Annotated in this window: 18 protein-coding genes; 13 read left to right on the forward strand and 5 right to left on the reverse strand. The window is 60.6% G+C overall.

Annotated elements, in window-relative coordinates:
* Positions 1–15: 15 nt before the first annotated feature.
* Positions 16–2,289 carry an AMP-binding protein gene (locus ACTQ33_RS11850; RefSeq protein ID WP_441464804.1) on the reverse strand — a complete coding sequence of 758 codons (2,274 nt, stop codon included), beginning with the start codon at positions 2,287–2,289 and terminating at the stop codon, positions 16–18.
* Between the two features lie 650 nt (positions 2,290–2,939).
* Between ACTQ33_RS11850 and ACTQ33_RS11855 the strand changes: the two genes are divergently transcribed.
* On the forward strand, positions 2,940–3,626 hold the full coding sequence (locus tag ACTQ33_RS11855) for an anaerobic ribonucleoside-triphosphate reductase activating protein (RefSeq protein WP_441464805.1): 687 nt from the start codon (positions 2,940–2,942) through the stop codon (positions 3,624–3,626).
* 151 nt (positions 3,627–3,777) lie between these two features.
* Complete coding sequence (locus ACTQ33_RS11860) at positions 3,778–6,165, forward strand: ribonucleoside triphosphate reductase (RefSeq protein WP_441464806.1); 2,388 nt, start codon at positions 3,778–3,780, stop codon at positions 6,163–6,165.
* Between the two features lie 481 nt (positions 6,166–6,646).
* On the opposite strand, the gene ACTQ33_RS11865 is transcribed toward ACTQ33_RS11860, so the two are convergent.
* The gene (locus ACTQ33_RS11865; RefSeq protein WP_441464807.1) at positions 6,647–7,558 is read right to left on the reverse strand and encodes a TIGR01212 family radical SAM protein; all 912 of its coding nucleotides are present in this window, start codon (positions 7,556–7,558) and stop codon (positions 6,647–6,649) included.
* Between the two features lie 140 nt (positions 7,559–7,698).
* Between ACTQ33_RS11865 and ACTQ33_RS11870 the strand changes: the two genes are divergently transcribed.
* The 3 genes from ACTQ33_RS11870 (at position 7,699) to ACTQ33_RS11880 (ending at position 10,204) form a co-directional block, all read left to right on the forward strand.
* Positions 7,699–8,613 carry a putative ABC transporter permease gene (locus ACTQ33_RS11870; protein WP_441464808.1) on the forward strand — a complete coding sequence of 305 codons (915 nt, stop codon included), beginning with the start codon at positions 7,699–7,701 and terminating at the stop codon, positions 8,611–8,613.
* Positions 8,614–8,646: 33 nt separating this feature from the next.
* A complete protein-coding gene (locus ACTQ33_RS11875) occupies positions 8,647–9,483 on the forward strand; it encodes a D-amino acid aminotransferase (protein ID WP_441464809.1) in 837 nt (278 codons plus the stop codon).
* Positions 9,484–9,694: 211 nt separating this feature from the next.
* Positions 9,695–10,204, forward strand: a complete 510-nt coding sequence (locus tag ACTQ33_RS11880; RefSeq protein ID WP_441464810.1) for a QueT transporter family protein — start codon at positions 9,695–9,697, stop codon at positions 10,202–10,204.
* Positions 10,205–10,351: 147 nt separating this feature from the next.
* On the opposite strand, the gene pta is transcribed toward ACTQ33_RS11880, so the two are convergent.
* Together pta and ACTQ33_RS11890 are read right to left on the reverse strand one after the other, a co-directional pair.
* Positions 10,352–11,350, reverse strand: coding sequence for a phosphate acetyltransferase (pta, locus tag ACTQ33_RS11885; RefSeq protein ID WP_441464811.1), 999 nt, complete (start codon positions 11,348–11,350; stop codon positions 10,352–10,354).
* Positions 11,351–11,430: 80 nt separating this feature from the next.
* Positions 11,431–12,303, reverse strand: coding sequence for an RluA family pseudouridine synthase (locus ACTQ33_RS11890; RefSeq protein ID WP_441464812.1), 873 nt, complete (start codon positions 12,301–12,303; stop codon positions 11,431–11,433).
* A gap of 202 nt (positions 12,304–12,505) precedes the next feature.
* Here ACTQ33_RS11890 and ACTQ33_RS11895 point away from each other — a divergent pair, with 202 nt between their 5' ends.
* The 8 genes from ACTQ33_RS11895 (at position 12,506) to ACTQ33_RS11930 (ending at position 21,086) form a co-directional block, all read left to right on the forward strand.
* Positions 12,506–13,696: a pyridoxal phosphate-dependent aminotransferase gene (locus ACTQ33_RS11895; protein ID WP_441464813.1), complete on the forward strand. Its 1,191-nt coding sequence runs from the start codon at positions 12,506–12,508 to the stop codon at positions 13,694–13,696.
* A gap of 245 nt (positions 13,697–13,941) precedes the next feature.
* The gene (locus tag ACTQ33_RS11900) at positions 13,942–14,541 is read left to right on the forward strand and encodes a 3'-5' exonuclease (protein ID WP_441464814.1); all 600 of its coding nucleotides are present in this window, start codon (positions 13,942–13,944) and stop codon (positions 14,539–14,541) included.
* Between the two features lie 138 nt (positions 14,542–14,679).
* Positions 14,680–16,404, forward strand: a complete 1,725-nt coding sequence (locus ACTQ33_RS11905; protein WP_441464815.1) for an efflux RND transporter periplasmic adaptor subunit — start codon at positions 14,680–14,682, stop codon at positions 16,402–16,404.
* Entirely contained in the window at positions 16,404–17,153 is a 750-nt protein-coding gene (locus tag ACTQ33_RS11910) for an ABC transporter ATP-binding protein (RefSeq protein WP_441464816.1), read from the forward strand. Before ACTQ33_RS11905 ends, ACTQ33_RS11910 begins: the two co-directional genes overlap by 1 nt.
* Before the next feature lie 5 nt (positions 17,154–17,158).
* Positions 17,159–18,343: an ABC transporter permease gene (locus ACTQ33_RS11915; RefSeq protein WP_441464859.1), complete on the forward strand. Its 1,185-nt coding sequence runs from the start codon at positions 17,159–17,161 to the stop codon at positions 18,341–18,343.
* Between the two features lie 16 nt (positions 18,344–18,359).
* Entirely contained in the window at positions 18,360–20,219 is a 1,860-nt protein-coding gene (locus ACTQ33_RS11920) for an S-layer homology domain-containing protein (protein WP_441464817.1), read from the forward strand.
* On the forward strand, positions 20,209–20,469 hold the full coding sequence (locus ACTQ33_RS11925; protein WP_441464818.1) for a GIY-YIG nuclease family protein: 261 nt from the start codon (positions 20,209–20,211) through the stop codon (positions 20,467–20,469). The genes ACTQ33_RS11920 and ACTQ33_RS11925 overlap by 11 nt, the downstream gene beginning before the upstream one ends.
* A gap of 176 nt (positions 20,470–20,645) precedes the next feature.
* Positions 20,646–21,086, forward strand: coding sequence for a DUF6985 domain-containing protein (locus ACTQ33_RS11930; RefSeq protein ID WP_441464819.1), 441 nt, complete (start codon positions 20,646–20,648; stop codon positions 21,084–21,086).
* 116 nt (positions 21,087–21,202) lie between these two features.
* Here the strand turns inward: ACTQ33_RS11930 and ACTQ33_RS11935 are convergent, their stop codons facing one another.
* Complete coding sequence (locus ACTQ33_RS11935) at positions 21,203–22,315, reverse strand: hypothetical protein (protein ID WP_441464820.1); 1,113 nt, start codon at positions 22,313–22,315, stop codon at positions 21,203–21,205.
* Between the last annotated feature and the right edge of the window lie 12 nt (positions 22,316–22,327).

Raw genomic sequence — 22,327 nt, forward strand, 5'->3', positions numbered from 1 at the left:
GCCGCAGAACAGGTTTTACAGCTGATTGCGCTGAATCTTGCCGCTGATGGTCTTGGGCAATTCGTCGCGGAACACCACAATGCGGGGGTATTTATAGGGTGCGGTGCGCTCCTTGACATAGTTCTGAATCTCTTTTTTCAGGGCTTCGGTGCCCTCGGTGCCCTTGGTCAGCACGATGGACGCTTTGACCACCTGGCCCCGGACTTCGTCGGGGGCGGCGGATACGCCACACTCCAGCACATAGGGCAGCTCCATGATGACCGACTCGATTTCAAAAGGCCCGATGCGGTAGCCGGAGGACTTGATGACGTCGTCGGCCCGGCCCACATACCAGAAGTAGCCGTCCTCATCCCGCCAGGCCACGTCGCCGGTGTGGTAGTAGCCGTCGTGCCAGACCTCCCTGGTGCGCGCCTCGTCGCGGTAGTAGCCTTTAAACAGGCCGTTGGGGATGTGCTCGCTGGTGCGGACCACGATCTCGCCGTTCTCGCCCACGCCGCAGCTCTGGCCCTCGCTGTTGAGGATGTCGATGTCGTAGGAGCAGATGGGCTTGCCCATGGAACCAAGGCGCGGCTGGGTGCCAACTAGGGTGGCGATGGTCAGCGTCGTCTCCGTCTGGCCGAAGCCCTCCATGATCTGCAAGCCCGTGGCGTTGTAGAACTGCTCGAAAACCGCCGGATTCAGTGCCTCGCCGGCGGTGGTGGCGTGGCGGATGGAGCTGAGGTCGTAGTGGCTCAAATCCTGCTTGATCATCATGCGGTACATGGTGGGCGGCGCGCAGAAGGTGGTGATGTTGTACTTGGCGAACATGGGCAGAATCTGGTGGGCGTCGAACCGCTCAAAATCGTAGGTAAAGACCGCGCCCTCGCAGAGCCACTGGCCGTAGAGCTTGCCCCAGAGCGCCTTGCCCCAACCGGTGTCGGAGATGGTCAGGTGGATGCCGTCCCGCTGGACACAGTGCCAGTATTTGGCGGTGATAAAGTGGCCCAGCACATATTTATAGCTGTGGGCGGCGATTTTGGGGTAGCCGGTGGTACCGGAGGTGAAGAACATCAGCATGGGGTCGTCGCCGCCGGGGGCGTCGGCCTCCCGGACAAACCGCCGGGAGAACAGGCCGAACTCTGCGTCAAAGTCGTGCCACCCGTCACGGCTGCCGCCCACGAGAATCTTCGTCTTCAGACTGGGACACTGGCCCTCGGCCTTTTCGATTTCACCGGGGGTATGGCCGGATGCCGTGGCCACAATGGCGCTGACCTCGGCGGCCTGGAAGCGGTACACATAGTCGTGTTCCTGCAACTGGTCCGTGGCGGGGATGGCGATGGCGCCCAGCTTGTGCAGGCCCAGAATGGCAAACCAGAACTGATAGTGACGTTTCAGCACCAGCATGACCCGGTCGCCCCGCTGGATACCCAGGGATTTGAAGTAATTGGCCGCCTGGCTGGAATACTCCTTGATATCCTTGAAGGTGAAGCGGCGCTCGTTGAGGTCCTTGTCGATGTGGAGCATGGCCAGCTTGTCGGGATAGGTGCGGCCCAGACGGTCCACCGTGTCAAAGGCAAAATTGTAGTGCTCGTCATTGACAAATTCGATTGTTTGCAGCGCGCCGTGCTCGTCCTCGGTGGTCTTGATGAACTCCTCGCACAGGAGGGGCAGCTTGCGGTCGGGGGCGCTGGGGGCAAAGTAGGGCAGGGATTTTTCTTCGTCGCTGTCGCCGTTCATAATCATGGCCAGGAAGGTGCAGTCCTTGCCGTCCACGGCGATCATGCCGTGGGGTGTGGAGGATTTATAGTAGATGCTGTCGCCGGCGTGGAGGACCTCTTCATGGTCGCCCACCCGGACCCGCAGGGAGCCTTCCAGCACCAGATCGAACTCATGGCCCTTGTGGGTGGTGGTGGCGATGGGCTGGGACTGCTGGGCTTCGGAATAGGAATAGCGGACGTAGTAGGGGTCCGCCAGACGGTGCTTGAACAGCGGGGCCATATTCTGAATCAGAATGCCATCCTCGTCGGCGGTGGTGATGCCCTGGCCCTTGCGGGTGACGGTGTAGGTGGTCAGACGGGCGCTTTCGCCCTCCAAAAGGTCCGTGATGCCGATGCCGAAGGCCAGGGAGCACTTGTGGATAAAGGTAAAGGGCAAATCCACTTTACCGGCCTCGTAGCTGCGGTACTGCTCCACAGTGGTGTCGGTCTTCTGGGCCATCTCCGCCACGGAGAAGCCGCTGATGGCGCGCATTTCCGCAATGCGCGACGCGATCTCCAGCAGCTGATTGTGGGATGCGGTGTTGGATTCCATGGGTCAAACCTCCTAAAATGTTGTAAGGTCCTGCCTGGGAGGGGATAAAAAAATCCGTCCCAAAGCAACGAAAAAGCTTTGAGACGGAATCTGCATTCCGCGGTACCACTCAAATTGCGCCATGGGCTATTGCCGGACGCCACCTCATAGGATCTATCAATCCCTGCACACTGACGCTGTGCTGCTCGGAGAACACTACTGACCCCGCGGGCGTTTGCATTCTCAGCTCGGAAGGGATGGGTCGCCGTTGTCCGCTGCCCTGCCGCCTTGCACCAACCGGCGGCTCTCTGCAAAGGAGTCGGACTGGACCGTCTTCGTCATTGCCTATGGCGCTATTGTACGCCCGGTTCGCCCACTTGTCAAGGACTTCTTTCCGTGTGGGGTGGATGTGCTGCATTAGCCAAGTGCATCAAAAAAGAAGAAACACCGTTTTGTACACAGGGAACTGTGGAAGGCTTTGGAAACTCCTGTGCAACCTTGTGAAAGTATGTCGAATTTTTAAACAGATTTCAGAAGTTTTACACATTTTCACAGAGTTGTCCACAGAAGATGGAGTTTTCCACAAAAATTACCGGCGCTTTTTGGCTTGCACCCCATGGAGCGGGGGAGTATAATCAAGCCTGTATTGCTGTTTGGGAGGTGGCGCAAGCATGGAATTGGGCGGGTTACAGAAGTTGACGCTCTTGGATTTTCCGGGCCGTCTGGCCTGCACGGCCTTTACCGTGGGCTGTAATTTCCGCTGCCCCTGGTGCCATAACGGCGCGCTGGTGCGGCGGACGGCGGAGACCTTCGACGCGGCGGAGCTGCTGGCGTTTCTGCGCAAGCGGCAGGGGGTGCTCGACGGCGTCTGCATCAGCGGCGGTGAACCGCTGCTCCACAAGGATCTGGCGGACACCCTGCGGGCCATCAAGGACCTGGGCTACGCAGTGAAGCTGGACACCAACGGCAGCTTTCCCGACAAGCTGCGGCAGCTGGTGGAAGCGAATCTGGTGGACTATGTGGCCATGGATGTAAAAAATTGCCAGGAACACTACGGCGTCACCGTGGGCATTCCCACTTTGGATTTGTCGCCTGTGGTCGAATCGGTGTCGTACCTGCTGACGGAACCGGTGGATTTTGAGTTCCGCACGACGGTGGTTGGGCAATTTCACAACAGGGAAAATATGGAAGCTCTGGCCCGGTGGATTGCCGGTGCCAAACGGTATTTTCTCCAGTCCTTTGTGGATGGGGAAACCCTGTTGTCACGGGGCTGTACGGGCCTTTCTCCACAGGAGATGGAGGCGCTCCGGCAGGTGGTTCTGCCCTGGGTCCCCAGTGTCGAATTGAGGGGGACATAACACAATATCTTGTGGTGACGAGAGATTATAACGACAAGATTCTGTGGTTTCTGCCCATTGATTCCGGCGCGCCGACGTGGTATGCTGTACCCGTTCCTCCAAGAGGGGAACGGGATTTTTTTTACGATCGGCACGAAGGAGAGATCAGCATATGTATGAGGTTCGCAAGCGGGACGGCCAAATTGTCCCTGTGGATATTCAGAAGATCGGCACTGCCATTCGCAAGGCGTTTGACGCCAGAAACCGCCAGTATACGGACGATATCATCGACCTGCTGGTGCTGCGGGTCACGGCAGACTATGAGCCCAAAATTGAAAAGGGCGTCATCGATGTGGAAGCCATTCAGGACAGCGTGGAGGCGGTACTGCAATCCGCCGGCTATACGGACGTGGCCAAGAGCTACATCCTCTACCGCAAGCAGCGGGAGCGTCTGCGCAACGTCCGTTCCACCATTCTCGACTACAAGGAGACGGTCAACAGCTACGTCAACGTCACCGACTGGCGGGTGAAGGAGAACTCCACGGTCACCTATTCCGTGGGCGGCCTGATTCTCTCCAACTCCGGCGCGATCACGGCCAACTACTGGCTTTCCGAGATCTACGACGAGGAAATCGCCAACGCCCACCGCAACGCGGATATCCATCTCCACGACCTGTCCATGCTCACCGGCTACTGTGCCGGCTGGAGCCTCAAGCAGCTGATCCAGCAGGGCTTGGGCGGTATCCCCGGCAAGATCACCTCGTCTCCGGCCAACCATCTGTCCACCCTCTGCAATCAGATGGTCAACTTCCTGGGCATCATGCAGAACGAGTGGGCCGGCGCCCAGGCGTTCTCCTCCTTCGACACCTATCTGGCCCCCTTTGTCAAAAAGGACAATCTGGACCAGAAAGAAGTGAAGCAGTGCATCCAGTCCTTTGTCTACGGCGTCAACACCCCCAGCCGTTGGGGTACCCAGGCGCCCTTCTCCAACATCACCCTGGACTGGACCGTGCCCAAGGACCTGGAGCATCTGCCGGCCATTGTCGGCGGCAAGGAGCAGGATTTCACCTACGGCGACTGCAAAAAAGAGATGGACATGGTCAACAAGGCGTTTATTGAGATCATGATCGAGGGCGACGCCAACGGCCGCGGTTTCCAGTACCCCATTCCCACCTATTCCATCACCAAGGATTTCGACTGGTCCGAGACGGAGAATAATAAACTCCTATTTGAGATGACGGCCCGGTACGGAACCCCCTATTTCTCCAACTATATCAACTCCGATATGGAGCCCTCCGACGTCCGCTCCATGTGCTGCCGCCTGCGCCTCGACCTGCGGGAGCTGCGGAAAAAATCCGGCGGCTTCTTCGGCTCCGGCGAATCCACCGGCTCCGTGGGCGTGGTCACCATCAATATGCCCCGCATCGCGTACCTGTCCCGGAACCAGGAGGAATTTTACGAGCGGCTGGACCACATGATGGACGTGGCGGCCCGCAGCCTGAAAATCAAGCGGACCGTCATCACAAAGCTGCTGAACGAGGGACTGTACCCCTATACGAAGCACTATCTGGGTACCTTCGACAACCATTTCTCCACCATCGGCCTGGTGGGCATGAACGAAGCCTGTCTCAATGCCCGCTGGATTGGCGAGGACCTGACCCATCCGGCGGCCCAGGACTTCACGGCGGAGGTTCTCGACCATATGCGGGAGCGTTTGAGCGACTACCAGGAGCAGTACGGCGACCTGTACAACCTGGAGGCCACGCCCGCCGAGTCCACCACCTATCGTCTGGCCAAGCACGATGTGGAAAAGTATCCGGATATCATCACGGCGGCCCAGCCCGGCGGCACCCCGTACTATACCAATTCCTCCCATCTGCCCGTGGGCTTCACCGAGGATATTTTCGCCGCCCTGGACATCCAGGACAAGCTCCAGACCAAGTACACCTCCGGCACGGTGTTCCACGCCTTTTTGGGTGAGAAGCTGCCGGACTGGAAAGCGGCGGCCCGACTGGTGCGGACCATTGCGGAAAACTACGAGCTGCCCTATTACACCATGTCGCCCACCTATTCCATCTGTGCGGAACACGGCTATCTCACCGGCGAGCAGTACACCTGCCCCCACTGCGGCGCAAAAACCGAAGTCTACAGCCGGATTACCGGCTATTACCGCCCGGTGCAGAACTGGAACGAGGGTAAGACCCAGGAGTTCAAGGAACGGAAGCTGTATGTGGTGGGCGACGCCACCAAGCTGCCCAACACATGCCGCGTGAAAGTGGCGAAAGAGGAGACGGCCGATCTCTGTGGACTCAGCGACGGCGTGTACCTGTTCACCGCCAAGACGTGTCCCAACTGTAAGCTGGTCAAGCGGTATCTGGAGATTGTGGGCATGGCCTACGAGGAAATCGACGCCGAGGAGCAGACCCAGTTGGCGATGGACCTGGGCATCCGGCAGGCGCCTACGCTGCTGGTGACCCAGGAGGGACAGATGCAGCAGTTTGACGGCGCGGGAGCGATCAAGCAGTTTTTGGATAATGTCTCCCGGAGCCTGAGAACCTAAATCACGCGCAATTAAAAGTTTTACTCGATTTTTTTCAAAAAATCGCGGGGTCCAGGGGCAGAGCCCCGGTCGCGCCGCGCACGGCGCGAAACACCCGCCCGCCGTAGCGGGCGAAATTCTCCAATCGTTCCCAGCGCCATCCGCAGATGGCGCAATCCCCGGCCAACGGCCATGGTTCCCGCCGCCGCCCCCTGCGGGGGGGGGATGGCGGGAACCATATGCTCTCGGCGGTATCAGATATCGCATACTGGTGCGCCGGGGCGAATACGTACAAGAGAAGGCCGCCGTCCGCCACCCGCTTTGGGGTGGGGACGGCGGCCTTACGGCGTTGCCGTGGGGGTTGCGCCATCTGCGGATGGCGCTTTGGACGACAGGGGATTTCGCCCCGTGCGCGGCGCGGGTGTTTCGCCCGTTGCGACGGGCGACCAAAGGCGCTGCCTTTGGAAACCGCGATTTTTTGAAAAAAATCGAGTAAAACTTTTTACTTTGGGTTGTCGGTGAATTTTTGGCCCTGGATAACGTCATGGTCCCGGAAATACCGATGGATGGTATTCAAAACCCGTTTCTTGTCCCCGGACCACAACGGCGCGGCCAAGTGCTTTTTATAACCATCTCCGGTGAGCCGATGGATGACCATTTGGGGCGGCGTATGCCGCACACAATCGGCCAGCAGGGCCGCGTATTCCTCCAACTCCAACGTCCGAAACTTCCCGGCTACGTAATCCGCATATAAATCCGTATCATCCAGCACATGGAGCAGCTGAAACTTGACGCCGTCGGCGCCGCTTTGCCCCACATAGTCCACCGTCTCCAGAATTTGTTCCCGCGTCTCGCCGGGCAGCCCCAGAATCACATGGACGATGACCGTGATGCCCCGCCGCTTTAATTCCAGCACCGCCCAGTCAAAGACCGGCAGTTCCCAGCCACGCCGGATGTATCGGGCCGTCGTTTCGTGGATGGTCTGCAAGCCCAGTTCTACCCAGACCGGTTTCTTTCGGTTCAGGTCCCCCAGCAGGTCCAGCACCGGCTCCGGCAGACAGTCGGGGCGGGTGGCTACCGACAGCGCCACCACATCGTCGGGGGCCATGGCCGCTTCATACAGGGGCCGCAGCCGCTCCACCGGCCCATAGGTGTTGGTGAAACTCTGAAAGTAGGCGATGAATTTTTTACCGCCCTTGGCACATACCCGGGCTTTTGCCGCCGCCAGCTGGCCGGCCACGTCCGAACCGGAGGCGGCAAAGGCGCCGCTGCCGTCGCCGCCGCAGAAAATGCAGCCACGGGTCCCCAGTGTCCCGTCCCGGTTGGGACAGGTGAAGCCCCCGTCCAGGGCCAATTTATAGACCTTGCATCCGTATTGTGCCTTGAGTACCTCATTGATGGAGCGGTAATACATGGACAGACCTCCCGGCGGTTTTCTCTGATTGTACCATAGAATTTCCACGGGCGCACGGCGGTTCTCGGAAAAGCGGTTGCAATCTGCCGACGGATTTGGCATAATGTATAGAAATGAGTGACGCGCTGGGAGGCGGTGCAATGGACGGATATACGGTATCACAGTGGGTGCTCTTTTTCCTGGTCTACTGCTTTTTCGGCTGGTGTATTGAGTCTACCTTTGTATCCTGCCGGACCCGAAAACTGGTCAACCGCGGCTTTCTCAACGGCCCAGTCATCCCCATTTACGGCTTCGGCGCCATCGCCATTCTGTTCGCCACCCTGCCGGTGCGGACCCATCCCGTGGCCGTGTTCTTCCTGGGCATGCTCGCCGCGTCGGTGTTGGAATATTTTACAGGAATGGCCATGGAGGCCATTTTTAAGGTCCGCTATTGGGACTACTCCGATAATTTTATGAACCTGAACGGCCATATCTGCCTGTTCACGTCCCTGTGCTGGGGCGCCCTCAGCGTGGTGCTGGTGGAGTGGATTCACCGGGGCATGGAACGGGTGATTCTGGGTCTGCCGGACAGTGTGGCCCAACTCCTTTCCCTGATTCTCTCCGGCATTTTCCTGGCCGATCTGGCCGTGTCCCTCAAGACGGCCCTGGACCTGCGGAAGCTGCTGGAACAGCTGGAAGCCTATTCGGAAAAGGCCAAAGAGGAGGCCCGGCAGTTGCAGGAGCGCATGGCGGAGCATATGGAGCAGAGCCGGGAGCGGTTCCTGGAGAAGCTGCCCGACGGCGGCGAGGCGCTGCAAAAGCGGATTGAATCCTGGGAGCAGGCTGCCGAACGGTGGGAGCAGAGCGAGACCGTCGCCAAGCTCCGCGCCGATCTGGCCGCCTGGAAGGCCCGGCGGGAACAGGCCCGCGAGGGTTTCCGCCAGCGGATGACCCTGGACAAACGGCTCCTGCTGCGGAACAACCCGTCGGCCCGGTCCAAGCGCTACAGCGAACAGCTGCGGCTCCTGCGCCAGCGGATGTACGAGGAATATCTGGAACGGAAAAAGAAGGACTGATTCCGTTTCATCATGGATTTGGAGGAATGTCAGATGGAAACCCTGGGTTATTACAACGGTACCATTGGAGAGCTGCATGAGATCAGCGTTCCCATGCTGGACCGGGTCTGCTACTTCGGCGACGGCGTCTACGACGCCACCTACGCCCACAACCATGTGATCTACTGCCTGGACGAGCATGTGGACCGCTTTTTCAATTCGGCGGCGTTGCTGCGCATGGAAATCCCCTGCACCAAGGCGGAATTGAAAACCCTGCTGTCCGATCTGGTGCGGAAGGTGGACAGCGGCGACCAGTTTGTCTATTGGCAGCTGACCCGCGGCACCGGCATCCGCAACCATCTGCCCACCGAAGGCCCCGGCAACCTGTGGGTTATGCTGCGGCCCGCCGAGGTCCAGGACACCTACGGCAAGCTGAACCTCATCACTCTGGAGGACACTCGGTTCCTCCACTGCAACATCAAGACGCTGAACCTGCTGCCCAACGTCATGGCGGCTCAGAAGACCCATGAGGCGGGCTGTGACGAGGCGGTGCTCCACCGGGGCGACATGGTCACCGAGTGCGCCCATTCCAACGTCCACATCCTCAAAGACGGCGTCTTCAAGACCCATCCCACGGACCATTTGATTCTGCCCGGCATCGCCCGGCAAAACCTGATCCGGGCCTGCAAGGCTCTGGGCGTGGCCGTGGACGAGACGCCGTTCACCGTGGCCGAGCTTTTCGACGCCGACGAGGTGATCGTATCCTCCTCCGGCTCCTTCTGCATGGCCGCCGCCACCATCGACGGCAAGAGCGTAGGCGGCAAGGCCGAGGAAACCCTCAAAAAGCTCCAGGACTTCCTGATGGCCGATTTCCAGGAAAAGACCAAGTAAAATGGTTCATCCCCGCCGGTTTTTTATTGACAAACCGGCGGGGGTTTGTTATGATATCCTCTGTTCCAAAATTGCATAGACAGTTCGTAACCATCCTGTCGATAAACAAAACTAGGGACTGCCGGCGCTCCAAAAGAGCGGCGGCGACTTTGAGATGGGCGGAAGTGTTTACACTTTGGCCCGTCGTTGCATTTTAGGAGGAAAAAACAAGATGAAAAAACTCACCACCCGCGACCTGGCATTCTGCGGCGTTATTGCCGCCCTCTATGCCGTCATCACCCTGGCCATTGCGCCCTTTGCCTACGGACCGGTTCAGTTCCGGATTTCCGAGGCCCTCTGCGTACTGCCGTTCTTTGCACCGGTGACCTCGCTGGGCCTGTTTATCGGCTGCCTGGTGGCAAACCTGTTCTCGTCGGTGACTCCGCTGGATACCATCATCGGCTCCGCTGCCACGCTGCTGGGCTGCCTGTGGACCGCCAAACTCCGCACCAAGTGGCTGACGCCCCTGCCCACGACCATCGTCAACGGCGTTATGGTGGGTGCCATGCTGGCCGCCGTCTATACCCCAGACGCGTTCTGGCAGGGCTTTCTGGTGAACGGCTTGCAGGTGGCCGCCGGTGAACTGGCCGTCATGGTCATTCTGGGCCTGCCCCTGGCTGTCTGGCTGGAGAAGTCCAAGGTCCTCAAGCGGCTGACCCTCCAGGTCCGTACATTTGCATAACCAAAACAGACTAAACGATAAACGCTTTACTTGATTTTTTAAACCATCGAGTAAAGCGTTTATCGTTCCGGTTTTCGGTGTGCTCTTGTGAAAAAATTGCGCCGCTGTCCTTGAGGACAGCGGCGCAATGTAGTTATTGGGACGCCATTAGGCCATGGCGGCGGTGATGATAGCCATGGTGTAGACCTCCTCGGCGTTGCAGCCGCGGGACAGGTCGTTGATGGGAGCGTTCAGACCCTGCAAAATGGGGCCGTAGGCGTCGAAGCCGCCCAGACGCTGGGCGATCTTGTAGCCGATGTTGCCGGACTGAATCTCCGGGAAAATGAAGGTGTTGGCGTAGCCGGCCACCTTGGAGCCGGGGAACTTCAGCTGGCCGACAGTGGGGGACACGGCGGCGTCGAACTGCATCTCGCCGTCAATGGCGAACTCGGGAGCCATCTCCTTGGCCTTCTCGCAGGCGGTGCGGGCCAGATCCACGCCGGGGCCCTTGCCGCTGCCCTTGGTGGAGTAGCTCAGGAAAGCCACCTTGGGCTCGATGCCGAAGACCTTGGCGGTCTTGGCGGTCTCCACGCCCACCTCTGCCAGCTTGTCGGCGGCGGACAGGACCACATTGCCCTCCTTGTCCAGGGTGTCCTCGTAGGAGATGTTGATGGCGCAGTCGCCCATGGCCAGCATCTCATCGCCGCGGCACAGGATGAAGCAGGAGGAAACCAGATGGGCGCCCTTCTTGGTCTTCACCAGCTGCAAAGCGGGACGGACCGTGTCGGCGGTGGAGTAGGTGGCGCCGCCCAGCAGCGCATCGGCCAGGCCCATCTTCACCAGCATGGTGCCGAAGTAGTTGCCCTTGGACAGCGCGGCGCGGCACTCGTCGGCGGTCATCTTGCCCTTGCGCAGCTCCACCATGGTCTCCACCATCTTGTCCATGCCCTCGTAGGTCAGAGGATCGAGAATCTCCAGGCCGTCGATGTCAAAGCCGCCCTTCTTGGCGTTGGCCTGGACCTCTTCCACGTTGCCCACCAGGATGGGGGTCAGGAAACCGCCCTGCTTCAGACGGGCAGCAGCCTCCAGAATCCGGGCGTCGGGGCCCTCGGTGAAGACGATCTTGCGGGGGTTGGCCTTCAAAATCTCAATCAGATTTTCAAACATTGGAATGTACCTCCATTTTCTTGCTGCGGCAACGCCGCGTTGTTTGCTATCCAACATTATACATCGTTTTTTCCGCTGTCTCAACCGTCTGCCTCCAAAAACTTTGGAAAAAATGGCCGCTGCCGGGAACGAATGGTCAGGGGTTCGCCGGTGAGGGGATGGGGCAGCGTCAGGGAGACGGCGCACAGCTGCTGGTACGCTGCCGCCGTACAGCCGCCGCCGTAGTCCCGGTCTCCCAGAATGGGACAGCCCAGGGCGGCACAGTGGACGCGGAGCTGGTGGGTCCGGCCGGTCACCGGTTCCAGTTCCAGCAAACTCAGCCCGCCGGCCGTGTCCAGCACCCGGTAGCGGGTCACGGCGGGCTGCCCGTCGGGATGCACCTCCCGCAAAAGGCTCCCGCCGTCCCGGCGGCGGATGGGCAGGTCGATGACGCCGCTGTGCTCCGGCATGGCGCCGCGGACCGTGGCATGGTAGACCTTGCGGAGCTGCCCGGCCCGCTGGGACCGGCACAGCAGCGCGTGGATGTGGGCGTGTTTGGCCAGCAGCACCACGCCGAAGGTGTCCCGGTCCAGCCGCGTCGCCACATGGACGCCGCAGGGCTGGTTCGTCCTGACAAAATACCCGGCCACACCGTTGGCCAGGGTGCCGGTGTACCGACTGGGGGAGGGGTGGACCCACAGGCCCGGCCCCTTGTCCACGGCCAGCAGGGCCTCGTCTTCATATAGAATGTCCAGCGGCAGCTCCTCGGCAGGGAAGTCCGGCGGGTCCTCCGTCAGCAGGGCCGTTACCACGTCGCCGGGCTTCACAGGGAAATCGGTAAAGACCGGCGTGCCGTTGACACGGAAGACGCCGCCGGTTTTCAGCGATTTGACCAGGGACGACGACAACTCCAGTTCCGTCCGCAGAAAGGACAGCAGGGGACCGCTCCGCCGGGCTGTACAGGTCAACACCATGGGTTCCACCTCCTTTTTGCCCTTTAGTCTGCCACAGAACCGAAGAAAACGCAAGGGGTGGGGGCGGTTTCCGTCAAATTGCCCCGTAAATTGTGGGAAAACTGCTGGACAGAGCCGGACCGTCATGGTATACTAAATGATAATCGCAGCATTTTTGCACCGCCGGTTTGTGCGGTTTTGTATAGAGATAGGGGATTGAATCATGCACATTTCACAACGAGTCCAAAATTGCGAACTGTCGCCCATGCGGAAATTTCATCCGCTGGCCGTGGAGGCCATGCGCCAGGGAAAACGCATCTACCATCTGAATATCGGCCAGCCGGACATTTCCACGCCCCAGGCCTTTTTTGACGCCATCCGGGAGTCCCAGCCCCGGGTTCTGGAGTACGCCGCTTCCGCCGGTGTGCCGGAGCTGGTGACGGCGGTACAGGGCTATTACGGCCGCCTGGGCGTATCCCTGCGGGAGCAGGACATTCTCATCACCAACGGCGGCAGCGAAGCCCTGATGATGCTGATGCTGTCCATTCTCGACGAGGGCGACGAAATCATTGTGCCCGAGCCCTTCTATCCCAACTATACCACCTTTATCCGCGCCGCCGGCGGCGTGGTCTGTCCTGTGCCCACCACGCCGGAGGAGGGCTACCGGTACGCCGACCGGGAGAAGTTCGAGAGCCGCATCAACGAGCACACCCGCGCCATTTTGCTGACCACGCCCGGCAACCCCACCGGCGTCGCCCTGAACCGGGAAGAAATGGAAATGTTCAAGGACTTGGCCAAGGCCCACAACCTGTATCTGATCTGCGACGAGGTCTACCGGGAGTTTGCCTACGAAACCGACGATCTGCTCACCATGCTGTCCTTTGCCGACGCGGCGGAAAATGTGGTCATCATCGATTCGGTCTCCAAGCGGTTCTCCGCCTGCGGCGCCCGCGTCGGCGCGCTGGTGTCCCGGAACCAGACCCTCATGGACGAGTGCATGAAGTTCTGCCAGGGCCGTCTGTCTGTGGCAACCCTGGACCAGATCGGCGCCGCCGCCCTCTACGGCGTGGACCCCAGCTACTTCGCCGAGACCAAGGCCGAGTACAAGCGCCGCCGCGACACGGTGGTCCGCAAGCTCAAGGAGATTCCCGGCGTCATCTGTGAGGAGCCCAAGGGGGCGTTCTATCTGATGGCGGCCCTGCCCGTGGACGACGCCGACAAGTTCCAGACGTTCCTGCTGGAGGAGTTTGCCGACCACCAGGAGACCGTTATGTTTGCCCCCGGCGAGAGCTTTTACGCCACCCCCGGCAAGGGTAAAAATGAAATCCGCATCGCCTATATCCTCAAGCAGGAGGATTTGGAGCGGGCCATGGATCTGCTGGCCTTGGGCATCGAGGCGTACAACAAGAGATAAGCCAACGGGCGTGCTGCAAGCGCAGCACGCCCGATTTGTCGAAGGGCATGGATGGTCCCCACCACGCGGGGCGGCGGCGGGGACCATGGCCTGCGGCCGGGGCTTGCGCCATCTGCGGATGGCGCTTTGGGGCGATGGGGAATTTCGCCCGTTGCGACGGGCGACCGGGGGCGCTGCCCCCTGGACCCCGGCGATTTTTTGAAAAAATCGAGTAAAACTTTTGATTGGGGTTTAAAGGAGTTATCATGGAACGACTGTTTTCGACTTACGACACCATTCTGGTGGTGGACACGGAGACCACCGGCCTCCGGCCCCATCTGGACCATGTGGTGGAACTGGCCGCCGTTGCCGTCACGGTCCGGGACGGCAAACCCGCCGTCACCTCTGTCTACGATCAGCTGCTGCGGCTCCCCGACGGCTGCGCCCTGCCCTGGTTTATCACCAAACTGACGGGCATCACCGAATCCATGCTCATCCGCGAGGGCATCGACCGCGCCCAGGGCTGCGACGACTTCGCCGCCATGGTCCGTTCCGGCCGGACCCTTCTGGCCGCCTACAACGCCCCCTTTGACCTGCGGTTCCTCCAATCCCTCCTCCGGGGCTACGGCGACGAGACGGTGCTGGCCCAGGCCGACGCCCTGGACGTCTTGCAGGTATTCCGCCGCCGCCGTCCCAAGCCCCACAAGCTGTGCCACGCCATCACCGCCTATGGTCTGGACGACTTCGCCTGCAACAGCCACCGGGCCTCCGACGACGCCTTGGCTACCTGGATGGTTCTGGAAGCCATGGACCGGGAATGTCCCGATGTGGAGCGGTACATCCGACCTGCGGTACAATTCCTATAGGGTTAATCTGGAAAAAAACCGTCGGACTTCCGGCGGTTTCTTTACAATTTGTTGATAAAATTTCCCACGCTATTGTAGTATACTACAACTGACAGATTATGGGCCGCAGTGTCTTGGCCCGGAAAGGATTTATGAATCATGGGGATTCTCAAGAAGAAGCAGACGGACGGGGCGGTGGCGGTAGAACCGGCGCCGTCTAAAAAACGTCTGCGGAAAATCATCGCCGCTGTAATTGTTCTGGCGCTGTTGGGCGGCGGCCTCTGGGCCTTCGGCGGCAGCGGCAAGGGACAGGAGCGGCAGACGGCGGCGTACACCACCGAGACCGTCACCCGGCAGGACATCACCACCGAACTGTCCTATTCCGGCACCTTGGAACCGGCGGACTCCTATATTGTCACCGGTCTGGTGGCCGGTGAGATTTTGACCGCGGACTTTGAAGAGGGCGATACGGTGAAAAAGGACGACGTCCTCTACACCATCGACAGTTCCGACGCCGGCAACAGTCTGGAGCGGGCGGAAAACGCCGTGGCCCAGGCCCAGCGGTCCTATGACCAGCTGCTGGACAGCCTGGACGATCTGAGCATCCGCGCCAACACCGCCGGACAGGTTGTGGACCTGGCGGTGGAGGTGGGCGACGAGGTGGCCATGGGTCAGACCATTGCCACCCTGCGCGACAGCGCCACCATGACCATCGAACTGCCCTTCCCCGCCGATGAGGCGGCGCTGTTCACCATCGGCCAGTCGGCCCAGGTGACGGTGGACGGCTCCTTTGAGACGGTCTACGGCACCGTTACCTCCATCAGCGCTTCGGATACGGTCCTCAGCGGCAACCGCATCGTCCGCAATGTGGAGATCAGCGTCTCCAACCCCGGCGCCATCACCAATACCACCACGGCCACGGCCACCGTAGGTACTTCGGCCTGCGCCCAGAGCGGTACCTTTGCCTATGCCGCTGAGAAGACCGTCATGGCCAAGACCTCCGGCGAGGTATCGTCCGTGCCGGTCAAGGAGGGCGACACGGTCTCCAAGGATCAGGTTTTGGTGGTCCTCTCCAGCGACACCCTGGACGATCAGCTTCAGAATGCCGCCGATCAGGTGGAGGATGCCAAGCTGAGCCTGGACAGCCAGCAGGACAGCCTGGACAACTACACCATTTCCTCTCCCATCGACGGCACCATCGTGGACAAGACGTACAAGCAGGGCGACAACGCCGAGGCGGGCAAGCAGCTATGTACCATCTTCGATTTGAGCTATCTGACGTTCACTATGAACATCGACGAGCTGGACATCAGCCAGGTGGCCGTGGGCCAGAAGGTCCGCATCACCGCCGACGCCGTGGAGGGCCAGACCTTTGAGGGCACGGTCACCAAGGTCAGCATCAACGGCACCACCTCCGGCGGCGTCACCGCCTATCCCGTCACGGTCCGCATCGACAACACCGACGGTCTGCTGCCCGGCATGAACGTGGACGGCGCCATTGTGGTGTCGGAGAAGCAGGACGTGCTGGCCGTGCCGGTGGAGGCCGTGGAGCGGGGCAATCAGATTCTGGTACAGACCGGCGATACCACGGAGACCCCCAAGGGCGAAACCGCCGAGAGCGGCATTCCCGCGGGCTTCGAGTATGTGGAGGTCACACTGGGCGAGACCAACGGCGACTACATCGAGGTCACCGAGGGTCTCAGCGACGGCGATGTGATCGCCTACATCCAGCCCACCTTTGAGGCGTCCAGTCTGATGGATGAGATGTACGGCCCCATGGGCTCGGAGACCATGGTGGTGGAAGCGGAGCCCATGCCCGGCGGCGGCGGACCCGGTGGCGGAGGCGGCGGCGGGATGCCCGCGGGCGGCGGAGGCGGCTTCTGATGGAAACACCCTTGATCGCCTTTGAAGAAGTCTCCAAGCTGTACCACATGGGCGACAGTATTGTGGTGGCCGCCGACAAGATTTCCATGGAGATATACCGGGGGGAGTTTGTGGCCATTGTGGGCCAGTCCGGTTCCGGTAAGTCCACCTGCATGAATATCATCGGCTGTCTGGACGTGCCCACCTCCGGCCGCTACCTCCTGGACGGCCAGGACGTAGGCAAGATGAACAAGAACCAGCTGGCGGAAATCCGCAACAAAATGCTGGGCTTCATCTTCCAGCAGTACAACCTGTTGCCCAAGCTGACGCTGCTGGAAAACGTCATGGTACCGCTGATGTACGCCGGCGTTCCCCTGAAGGAGCGGAAACAGCGGGCCATGGATGCGCTGGAGAGCGTGGGCCTGAAAGAAAAGTACAAGCACCGGCCCAATCAGCTGTCCGGCGGCCAGCAGCAGCGTGTTTCCATCGCGAGGGCTCTGGTGGGGATGCCGTCGGTGATTCTGGCCGACGAACCCACCGGCGCGCTGGACTCCAAGACGGGCCGGGAGGTCCTCAACATCCTCCAGGGGCTCAACCAGCAGGGCAACACGGTGGTTTTGATCACCCACGACAACTCCATCGCCGCCACGGCCAAGCGGATCATTCGCCTGGAGGACGGCCGGGTGATCTACGACGGACCCTCCGACGACCCCAAGGCGTTCGTCCGGGGCGGCATGGCCGCCGGTGAGACGGGAGGTGCTCCCGCTTGAACGTCATGGAATCCTTCAAAATGGCGGTGAGCAACATCCGCACCAGCAAAATGCGGTCGTTTCTCACCATGCTGGGCATCATCATCGGTGTGGCCGCCGTCATTGTCATTGTGGGCATGGGCAACGGCATGGAAATTTACATGACCGAGCAGTTCGAGTCCATGGGTACCAACACCCTGACCGTGTCCATCTATGGCCGCGGCACCGGCCGCACCGTCTCCGACGAGGACATGTACGAGATCGTAGCCCGCAACAGCGACGCCCTGGAGCTGCTGTCCCCCACGGTGTCCATGCAGTCTGCCGCCAAAATCGGTACCGACACCATTACCAGCACCTCCATCACCGGTGTCAGCGAGGACTATTTCACCATCAAGGACTACGACGTGTCCATGGGCCGGGGACTGCAATATGTGGATATGCTCAAGCGCAGCCGCGTCTGTGTGGTGGGTACCTATCTCAATCAGGAGTATTTCGGCGGCAACGCCCTGGGCCAGACCGTCAAAATCGGCGGCACCCCCTTTACGGTGGTGGGCGTCCTGAAGGAGATCGGCGACAGCACCGAATACAGCAGCGACAACGCCATTTTTGTCCCCTATACCACGGCGGCCCGGCTCAGCAATATGGGCACCATTTCCAGCTATACCGTCACGGTCACCGATGTGAACCAGTCCACCTGGTCCAAGGGCGTGCTGGAAAAAGAACTCTTTGATATCTTTGAGGACGAGAACGCCTACACGGTCATCTCCATGGCGGAGATTCTCGACCTGATGACCCAGATGTTGGATGTGATGATCACCGTCCTGGCGGCTATTGCCGCCATCTCCCTGGTGGTGGGCGGCATCGGCATCATGAACATCATGCTGGTGTCCGTGTCGGAGCGGACCAGAGAGATCGGCGTCCGCAAGGCGCTGGGCGCCAAGGAACGGTACATCATGAGCCAGTTTGTCATTGAGGCCGCCACCACCAGCGCCATCGGCGGCGCGGTGGGCATCGCCTTCGGTCAGGCGCTGTCCAGTCTGGCCACGGTCATCATCGTCAACGCTCTGGACACCGATCTGGCGGTGACGCCGTCGGCAGGCTCCATCGCCCTGGCCGTGGGCATCTCCGTGGCCATTGGCATTCTCTTCGGCTATCTGCCCGCCAAAAAGGCGGCGCGGCTCAATCCCATCGACGCACTGCGTCACGACTAGGAGGTAGAATACGATTATGTGGAAACGACTGACGGGCCTGTTTCTGGCCCTGACGCTGCTGGCCGGTCTCCTGGCCCTGCCGGCCGCCGCCGCCGAAACCACCGGCGAGCCGGTGGCCACGGTCCAGGCGTTGGGAATCCTCAACGGCGACCAGAACGGCAATCTCAATCTCTCGGGCAATGTGACCCGGGCCCAGTTCTGTAAAATGCTGGTGGCGGCGTCGCCCTACAGGGACACCGTGGGCGGCAGCGGCGGATACTCCCTGTTCACCGATGTGAAAAGCGACCACTGGGCGGTGGAGTACATCAAAACCGCCGTGGATAACGGCTGGCTCCTGGGCTATCTGGACGGCAGCTTCCATCCCGACAGCTCCATCACCCTGGAGGAGGCGGCCACGGTGGCGCTGCGGGTCCTGGGCTACACCAATGCGGACCTGGCCGGTACCTATCCGGCGGCCCAGCTGTCCAAGTTCAACGCTCTGGGCCTGCACGCGGGCTTCTCCAAGGGCCAGGGCCAGGCCATGAGCCGCATGGACTGCGCGTGGCTCTTCTATAACCTGCTGGCGACGGAGACCAAGAGCGGCCAGATCTACGGTCAGACCCTGGGCTATACTCTGGATTCCACCGGCCATGTGGATTACGGTTCCCTAGTGACGTCGGAGACCGAAGGCCCCTTCACCGTGTCCGGCACCGTGTCCCTGCCCTTTGACCGGAACAGTGCCACCGTGTACCGCAACGGCCACGCCGCCGACTGGAGTCAGGTGGCAAACTACGATATTTACTACTATAACACCAATTTGCAGACGGTATGGGTCTATTCCAACCGCATCACCGGTACCTATACGGCGGCCAGCCCCTCCGCGGTGGCTCCCACGTCGGTGACGGTGGCCGGCAACACCTATGCCATTGAATCCTCCACCGCCGCCCACAAACTGTCGTCCCAGGGCGAATACGGCATCGGCGACACGGTGACGCTGCTGCTGGGCATGAACGGCGGCGTGGCCGACGTCTGCGACGTATCCTCCGCCGCCGGTACCTACTACGGTGTGGTGACCAGTGCGGCCCAGCAGTCCATGGTTACGTCGGGCGGCGACGCGGTGGTGGAGCAGACGCTGAAGGTCCTGTGTACCGACGGTGTGGAGCGCACCTTCACCGGTTCCTATGCCTACGACGTGGGCAGCGTGGTCCGGGTGGATTACGGACAGAAGTCCGTGGTGGAGCGGCAGGGCATTCTGGCCCTGTCCGGTAAGGTCAACAGCACCGGTACGTCCTTGGGAACGTACACCCTGTCCGATCAGGTGGAAATCCTGGATTCCAGCAGCTCCGGCAGCGCTGTGCGGATCTATCCCAAGCGCCTGGCCGGTGTGACGCTGGAGCGGGACAATGTGCTGTTCTACCACATGGACAGCCAGGGGAAGATTGACCGGCTGATTCTGCGGGACGCCACCGGCGACGCCGAGGATTATGTCCTCTTCACGGCGGTATTTGACGACGTGGATGAAAAGGTTCCCTCCTACCAGGGCCAGTATTCCTACCTGCGCAACGGCCAGTCCCAGACCTATACCTCTGTGGACTGGATGTACCACCTCCAGGTGGGCGGCGGCGTGATCGAATACAACAAGGGCGTCGTGGACCAGATGAAAAACATCAGCAGCGCCACGCTCACCAGCCTGACCGGGGCCACGGCTACGGTGGGGAACCGAACCTACACGGTCAGCGACCGTGTGCAGGTCTATGTGGTGTCCGACGGCGAATATTTCGCGGTTCCCGCGTCCTCCGTGGAGGATACGGACCGGTATACGCTGACAGCGTGGTATGACGAGCTGGGCTATCCTGCCGGCGGCCAGGTCCGCCTGATTGTGGCCCGTGAAAAATAATCGCTGTTACGCGTATATCCTCCGGTGTGCCGACGGGACGCTGTACACCGGCTGGACCAACGATTTACAGCACCGCGTGGAAACCCACAACGCCGGGAAAGGGGCCAAATACACCCGGACCCGGCGGCCTGTGGCGCTGTGCTATTATGAGACCTTCGACACCGCTTCGGAGGCCATGCGGCGGGAGGCGGCCATCAAAAAGCTGACCCGCCAGCAGAAACTCCGGCTGATGGCTGGAACAACGGAATAAATACCGGCCCGCCGTGCAGTTTACAATGGCACGACGGGCCGGTCTGTTTATCCGCCGGTAACGGATGCGGTAGGAAACATATGGAATTGTCCGGGGTTCTGTGCTATACTTTTCACAAAAGAAGCGCGTCAAAGCCGACTGCGGCGCAATGAAACTAGTACAAGGAGGAATCCGCGATGATCCGTTGGAAACAGCAGGAAACTGGTGAGGGAGAATTTGACAGTCAATTTTTCCGCAATGAGGACGGCAACACACTCTGTGTTTACGCCAATGGAGACAGCCCCGATTGGATGGAGTGCGCCGAACGCTGTGTGGAGGCGTTCAACCACCTTCCGGACGCTGTGATTCAGGAAATTTGCAAACAGCTCACAGACTGCGCCCAGGCAGGCGACGGCCTGGAGGAGGCGTTTGAACTGCCGCCCCTGGAGAGCCCCCAGGCGATTCTGGAGTATTGCTGGTTTGTGGCGCTGTATGTCGATCTGGAGAACGAAGACGACGAAATCGCCTATGCCGTGGAAGGCGAAGGGGAATGGGGCGAGAATATCGGCTTTTACATCCAGAATAACCGGGTGGTTTATGTCGGCCCCGATTATCTGACGTATATGAAAAATGGCTGATGTTCCATAGGATTCACAAGGGCGGGACTTGCGTCCCGCCCTTGGTTATGTCCGGAAAATCACGCGACCGGTCGGTTGCCCCCGCCGCGTTGCGTGGTACGGATTTGCACCAGCGCTTACGACAACACAGTGGTTTCCGTCAGTTGGGCAAACTTGGCCTCGGCTTCCTGCAAAATCGTCAGGCCCGCCGACAGTTGGGTGCTGTCACAGATCAGCAGCACCGATTCTCCATGGGATTTGGACGCGGCGGTGGCCGTCAGCCGTGCCGACGGCTGGTAGTAGACACAGTACCGGTTCTCCAACGCTGCCGCCTCCGCCGTCTCCGGCAGCAGACAGAGCAGCGTCTTACGGCCCAGGACCGCATCCAGAGCATCGTTGGCCGCCCGCAGCGCGTCTTCCATGGGGCGGTTGTCGCTGCTGTCCACCGTCAGGCCGACGGCATATCCCGACACGGTGAGCTGCCGGACCAGATCGGGCTGCTCCCACAGCTCCTGTTCCGTGAAGAAAAACACAGCGGGCAGAGTTTCGGTTTGCAGCAGGGCCAGAGATTGGGCCATGGTGGCCCCGTCGGTGATGGCCAGATGGACCGTCACCGGTTCGCCCTCCTCCGGCTGCTCCGGCTCCGGCGCCGTCCCCGGCTGGGTGGGCTGCTGGGGTGTGGTGGGCGTGGAAGTCCCCGGCTGGCTGGGCTGTTCCGGCTTCGTTTGAGCGGACTCATACTGCTCCACCCGGTAGGCAATGAGATTTTCCGCCTTGGTGATAAACAGATTGTCGTCATAGACCTGGCTGCCGGTGGTGAAGCGCACCACCGTATAGCCGCCGGCACTGGTGAGAACGCTGCACTGGACGCCGAAATGGGCGGCGGAATAGGCGGCAGGCAGGAAAATAACGCCGCCCCGGAGCACCGCTCCCAGGGGCTGGGTGGTGTTGTTTTCATCGGTGACGCCGCCGCCGCTCAGGTCATAGACCAGGCGGCCCGTCCGGTCCGTCAGCGTCACCGTATTGGCGGTCGCTGAATAGACCGGGTAGATATCCACGGAAGAAAACACCGTGTAGGGTACATAGTAGGTCCCGTTGGCGTAAAAGGGCAGTTCCCCGCCGGAAAGGGTCAGGGGAATGGTGTCGTTGACGGCCACAAAGGCCAGATTGGACGCCCCGGCGGTGGGGACCGCCAACAGGGACAGCACCAGGGCCGCGCACAGCAGCAGATGCAGCAGTCGTTTGCGCACCGTCTTCACCTC

It is taken from the genome of Candidatus Avoscillospira sp. LCP25S3_F1 (assembly GCF_052117125.1).
In the GTDB taxonomy this organism is placed as follows: domain Bacteria; phylum Bacillota; class Clostridia; order Oscillospirales; family Oscillospiraceae; genus Avoscillospira_A.